The organism is Porphyromonas sp. CAG:1061 (assembly GCF_000435035.1).
GTDB classification, from domain to species: Bacteria; Bacteroidota; Bacteroidia; order Bacteroidales; family Porphyromonadaceae; genus Porphyromonas_A; species Porphyromonas_A somerae.
Window position 1 is genome coordinate 1 of the sequence record NZ_HF988845.1, and the last position, 4,875, is coordinate 4,875.

Annotated in this window: 6 protein-coding genes and 2 tRNA genes; 1 reads left to right on the forward strand and 7 read right to left on the reverse strand. The window is 44.7% G+C overall.

Features of this window, described 5'->3' with window-relative positions; all coding sequences use genetic code 11:
• Window positions 1–131 precede the first annotated feature (131 nt).
• From QVO39_RS00865 to QVO39_RS00895, 7 genes are all read right to left on the reverse strand, one after another.
• Window positions 132–217 (reverse strand) — tRNA-Leu (locus tag QVO39_RS00865).
• A gap of 26 nt (window positions 218–243) precedes the next feature.
• Window positions 244–327: transfer RNA gene (locus QVO39_RS00870), tRNA-Leu, on the reverse strand.
• Window positions 328–398: 71 nt separating this feature from the next.
• On the reverse strand, window positions 399–695 hold the full coding sequence (locus QVO39_RS00875) for a hypothetical protein (protein ID WP_288171296.1): 297 nt from the start codon (window positions 693–695) through the stop codon (window positions 399–401).
• Window positions 696–1,086: 391 nt separating this feature from the next.
• The gene (locus QVO39_RS00880; protein WP_018028272.1) at window positions 1,087–2,022 is read right to left on the reverse strand and encodes a restriction endonuclease; all 936 of its coding nucleotides are present in this window, start codon (window positions 2,020–2,022) and stop codon (window positions 1,087–1,089) included.
• Window positions 2,023–2,114: 92 nt separating this feature from the next.
• Complete coding sequence (locus QVO39_RS00885) at window positions 2,115–3,227, reverse strand: TIGR04133 family radical SAM/SPASM protein (protein WP_021902619.1); 1,113 nt, start codon at window positions 3,225–3,227, stop codon at window positions 2,115–2,117.
• Window positions 3,227–3,484, reverse strand: a complete 258-nt coding sequence (locus QVO39_RS00890; RefSeq protein ID WP_021902620.1) for a hypothetical protein — start codon at window positions 3,482–3,484, stop codon at window positions 3,227–3,229. The genes QVO39_RS00885 and QVO39_RS00890 overlap by 1 nt, the downstream gene beginning before the upstream one ends.
• Window positions 3,481–3,927: a radical SAM-associated putative lipoprotein gene (locus QVO39_RS00895; RefSeq protein WP_021902621.1), complete on the reverse strand. Its 447-nt coding sequence runs from the start codon at window positions 3,925–3,927 to the stop codon at window positions 3,481–3,483. The genes QVO39_RS00890 and QVO39_RS00895 overlap by 4 nt, the downstream gene beginning before the upstream one ends.
• A gap of 118 nt (window positions 3,928–4,045) precedes the next feature.
• Between QVO39_RS00895 and QVO39_RS00900 the strand changes: the two genes are divergently transcribed.
• The coding region (locus tag QVO39_RS00900; protein WP_288171303.1) for a hypothetical protein at window positions 4,046–4,875 on the forward strand (830 nt) is incomplete at its 3' end.

The window sequence follows — 4,875 nt, forward strand, 5'->3', positions numbered from 1 at the left end:
CCGAAAGCAACGAAGCAGATCGCCTTCGTGCAACAGTCTCAAAAAAGCAACAGAGATAGCATGAGTATGGCAAAAAAATGGCTTTGGAATTACTCCCAAAGCCACAAAAATTATAGCAAAAACAAAAATCGTGCGCAGAATGAGACTCGAACTCACACATCGTTAAACCGATACTACCCCCTCAAAGTAGCGCGTCTACCAATTCCGCCACCTGCGCCTGTATGTCGTTGCAATCATCACTAGTGCCCAAGACAGGACTCGAACCTGCACGTCATTGCTGACACTAGTACCTGAAACTAGCGCGTCTACCAATTCCGCCACTTGGGCATTTGTAGAGAGCATTGCTTGGATTGCGTTGGCAAAGATACACAAATAATGGAAATAGACAAATAGTTTCGCTAGAAAATCCGCCTCACTCTCTGGTAAAGGCCTCCATCTCTATCATAGCCACTTGAATACTTAGATAGTCTCAATGCAGAAATCGCTACAACAATAGGCTCGCAAGTGCGAAGTAAATCAATAATGCACAGGTATCTACTACTGTGGTGAGGAAGAAGACTAAAAACCAGCAGCACCTCTTTCGGCTCCATCTCCAGTATACAATCGGCGATATCGGCACTCCTCAAAGGCTCCAACTCCTTTCGCACTTTCGCAAAATCTCCTTCTCTCAGCCACTCCTTAAGTTGTTGGATCATACTTTCTTCCTCTCTCATAAATAATTAAATGGACTCCCCCTACAAGGTAAATACCGGCTCGGCACCTACCATGCTAAGCAGTCAAAGCAATATATTCAAAATAATCCGAATCTCAAAAGATCTACTCACAAGGATCTGGCATTGGAATATCTGTACCATGCTCCTCCTTTTAGAAACTATTGCACTGAAAGCAGGCATAATGCGTCAATCCATAGCTGAGACCAACTAATGCACCCCAACCTATCAACTTACTAAGCGATACTATAAAAAAAAACAAGATGCAAGACCCACTGAGGCGAAAGTAGCATACTGACGAAAGTAACAGAGACCAAATACCAAAAGTAACGAAGTCGATTGTCTTTGTGCAACCTTCTCTTATTTATATGAAAAGTTAAAGTGCGTTATCCATTGCATCCCAGTAGTCCATATCCATCTTCATGACTTTAAGGACCCTTTCCGTCTGTAATCCCAAACCATAATCGTAGATGTATTCTGACAATTGTTGCCCATTGATCAGAATAATAGTTGGAGAACCATTGAGACTTTCTACATAGCCAATTGCTCCTTTTGTATAATCAGAGGTTGTAATAAAGACTCCTTTTTTTGATGGAGTTCCAGCAACTGCACCTACAAAACTCTGAATCTCATTACGACAAACATTATTATCTAATGCATATCGCTTTGCTTGTATAGAAATGTGGTTAAAACCTAAGATATCCTCTTTAATTATACCATCAATACCACCATCGTTGGAGAGCTTAGTAACGACTCCAGAGTTTTTTACCTCACCGCCATAACCCATTGCTTGAAGTAACTCCACGACTAATCTTTCAAATTCTTGTGGTCGTTTACTTAGAATTGTAGTCAGAATTTGAGATTGAACATTCTGCTTTATCCTATTATAGGAGTCTGCCAATTCTTCTTCTGGAGTATGCTCATCAATATTATCTATTCGGGAAGATGCGTTAATTGCTTTCTTATTTTTAGTGCTCTTCTTAGAAGTATTCGCATTCACAGTCTCCTTGATATACGAATTAATCTTATCATCAGCACATGAAGAAAGCATTGACAAGCCATTTTTACTGATTTTATAATCACCTCTTTGAGGCTTTTCCACAAGTCCTGCGATAAAAAGATACGATAAAGCCCAAGAAATGCGATCCGAAAATATTTCTCCATTTCCAGACGGATACATAGTATTTATTTCCTCTTCCGTTAATTGGAAAAAATTTGCCAAGGGAGTTCGTAGATCCTTAGCTCTCACTACAGCCCCTGAGGATAGCTCTTTCAGTGCCGGTATCCAAATCTCTTCAAATCTTGGTATCATGAATAATGAATAAAAAACTTACAGTATTAATAGATATAAATGATTGTGGTGCAGCTGCCCAAGACCCACACAATAACTATTGTACATCTTTGCTAGCGGTGGGCACCAGCTTTGAGGCGGTCGAGGTGGCAAACCAAGAGGTCGCCATTATCATCACGGAGGTGCATCCCATTACCAAGGCAGTTCTTCCAGCTTTTACAGGTGGCACAGGGTCCTCGTTTTGCCCAACTACGGTCGCGGTATTGTTCGAACCGATTTTGCCACACCTCCCAAAGGTCGTTGTGATGGATGTTGCCTTGCTTGTGATCAAAACGGATACTGGGGCAGGCACTGATAGAGCCATCGCAGAGGATAGAGGCAATGTTCACCCCAGCACGACACATATAGAACTGCTCCCGCACTCGCCCCTCAAAGCGACCAAGGTACCCTTCGCAACCATATTGTGCAAGCAACTTGCCCTGCTCATTGGTCTCGCAGATAAAGTTCATCAGGTCGAAATACTGTCGGTCGGAGAGTTGTAGTTGAGAGTTTTCAGCGGCACGCCCCACTGGGAATATGGAGAATAGCCGCCACCGCTTTACCCCTTGATCAATCAATTGTTGACGCAATGCAGGGAGTGAATCGTAATTCAAGGGATGGACACAAGTAACCACATCCCACACAATCTCCTCTGCCTCGGAAAGTAATTGGATAGCACGCCAAGCTCGTGCATAGCTCTGGGGGTGCCCCCGCATCTTATTGTGCACCTCTTCAAAGCCATCCAGACTCACCGTAGCGGTATGAATGCCCGCTCGTTGAAGGCTCTCAAGTCGCTTCTCATCCAGGAGCATACCATTCGTCACAATCCCCCACGGATAGCCACGATGGTAGAGTGCCAGCCCCGCCTCCTCTATATCTCTACGCACCAGTGCTTCGCCACCGGTGAAGATCACCAAGAGTTTGTGCGGATCAATGTGCGGGGTAAGTCGGTCAATCACCCCGAGAAACTCCTCCACACTCAGCTCCTCCACCCCACTCTCTACCCTACAATCGCTACCACAATGGGCACAATGGAGGTTGCACCGCAGAGTACACTCCCAAAAGAGAGTGGTCATCTGATGCTCTCTAATCGCTTCGTCTCGAAGTACCCGATGGGCATTGAGAGCGAGTCTTTGCTTCAGAGTCGGCTCAAGCGAGGGTTGTTTTTGTGGAAAGAGAAGCGACATCACTTATCCTTCTTTTTCTTTGGTTGAGTAGGTACTTGTTTTTGCTCTTGAAACTCTCGGTAGGGAGTGCCATACATCGCCACCGCTTCGGGATAACGGTCAGGAATAGAGTCGAGCCGCAACGCCTCCCTCTCCCGCTCTCTAGGAGTGAGCTCAACTTTTTGGCTAGTCTTACAACCTGCCACTCCCAGTCCACCGAGCAGTATCAGTGTGCCAGCAGCCAGCTTTGCCCTCACTTGGCGATACTTTCTTTTCATTTTCGCTCCACTTTTAGATTGATCTCCTTCTCGACAGTGCCATTCAGCCACCCTTTAGTCTGATGACTGGTAAAGTCGCTCTTAGTTATGGCGATACGCTTCACCTCATCCTTCACTACACCATTGGCATCGCCATCAATATCTTTCACCTCTACCACTATTTCGTGGTCTTTGTAAAATCCTGTATCCCGCCCCTCTATCAATGCTTTTCCTTCCGCATCACTTGTCTTGCTCTGGCCAATAGCTTTAAGTGAAAGTCCCGGGATAGGCTGATCTGCTTGGTCGGTCACCTTTAGCTTGAGCTTATACTGTACGGTAGGCGTGCCATACTCTGCCATGCCATTATTGATATTCTCGGCACAGCTCGAAAAGCCTAAAGCCCCCAGCAATGCGGTGGCTCCAGCAGAGAGTAAAGCCCGTAATGATACAACCACTTTCTTCATAACTTAATATCCACTTTAAGTAGCTCTTGATTTTTCAGCAAGATAGAAATATTTCGTCGCTTCACCAAATATCGTAACCTCTTATTACCTTTGTGAATACATAATAGATTTATTTGAAATGGATCAGACTCAACTTTTCCTATTTGTTGCGATAGCAGCAGTGGTTATATTCGTCGTCTCCTTTCTCCACCAACGCAAAAAGAAGGCCTCTAATCAACTGGGGCAAAAGCTTCAGGAGAGCATCAAAGCCAATGATTGGGAAACGGCAAGCCGTATTCTGCTTAGACAGATGATCGTTTGGGGCATAATCACGATATTAGTTATGTTGCTCATCATCTTACGGCTAATGAATCACCAGCAGATCTACTCCACGCTAGTTTTCTTTGCTCTAGCAGGATGGAATTACTATACCTCTGCGAAAGGTTTTAAGATCGCACGAAAAAATCAAACGGACTATGCTGTTGAACAGGAATCGCAAGAGAAGTTTTTTGAGAGGATCAAGACACTTCTTAAGGATTGCAAGGTATCTCAGCTGGACCTTAATTTAACTGAAGAGGAGGTTAAGAACCTTTGGCTGGAGAAATACAAAAATTGGAAAGTGAGTGGCTACTACCCAGTGCTACTGGAGTCGATATATGGTGACTTCTTTGACTACCTGGATGAGCTCTCTGAGTGGTACGACGAGGTGAAGCTCCAGCAGTGGCGGGCGAAACTACTCAACTCCACTGAATATAATGGGCAACAGATACTCCAGCGCAGGTTTGAGGAGCTCAAAGAGAGCTACCTGGCGGATGGGGAGGAGGGCGCTAATGCGTGGAAAGAACTGACTGATGGCGAGGTATTTGAATCTGATTGCCCAAAAGAATTCACTTTTTTCAGCACACCAATCTTAGTAGAGATGCCGATAAAAGAGCCTTGGCAGGTATTTACTTATCTTTCTTATGGCGG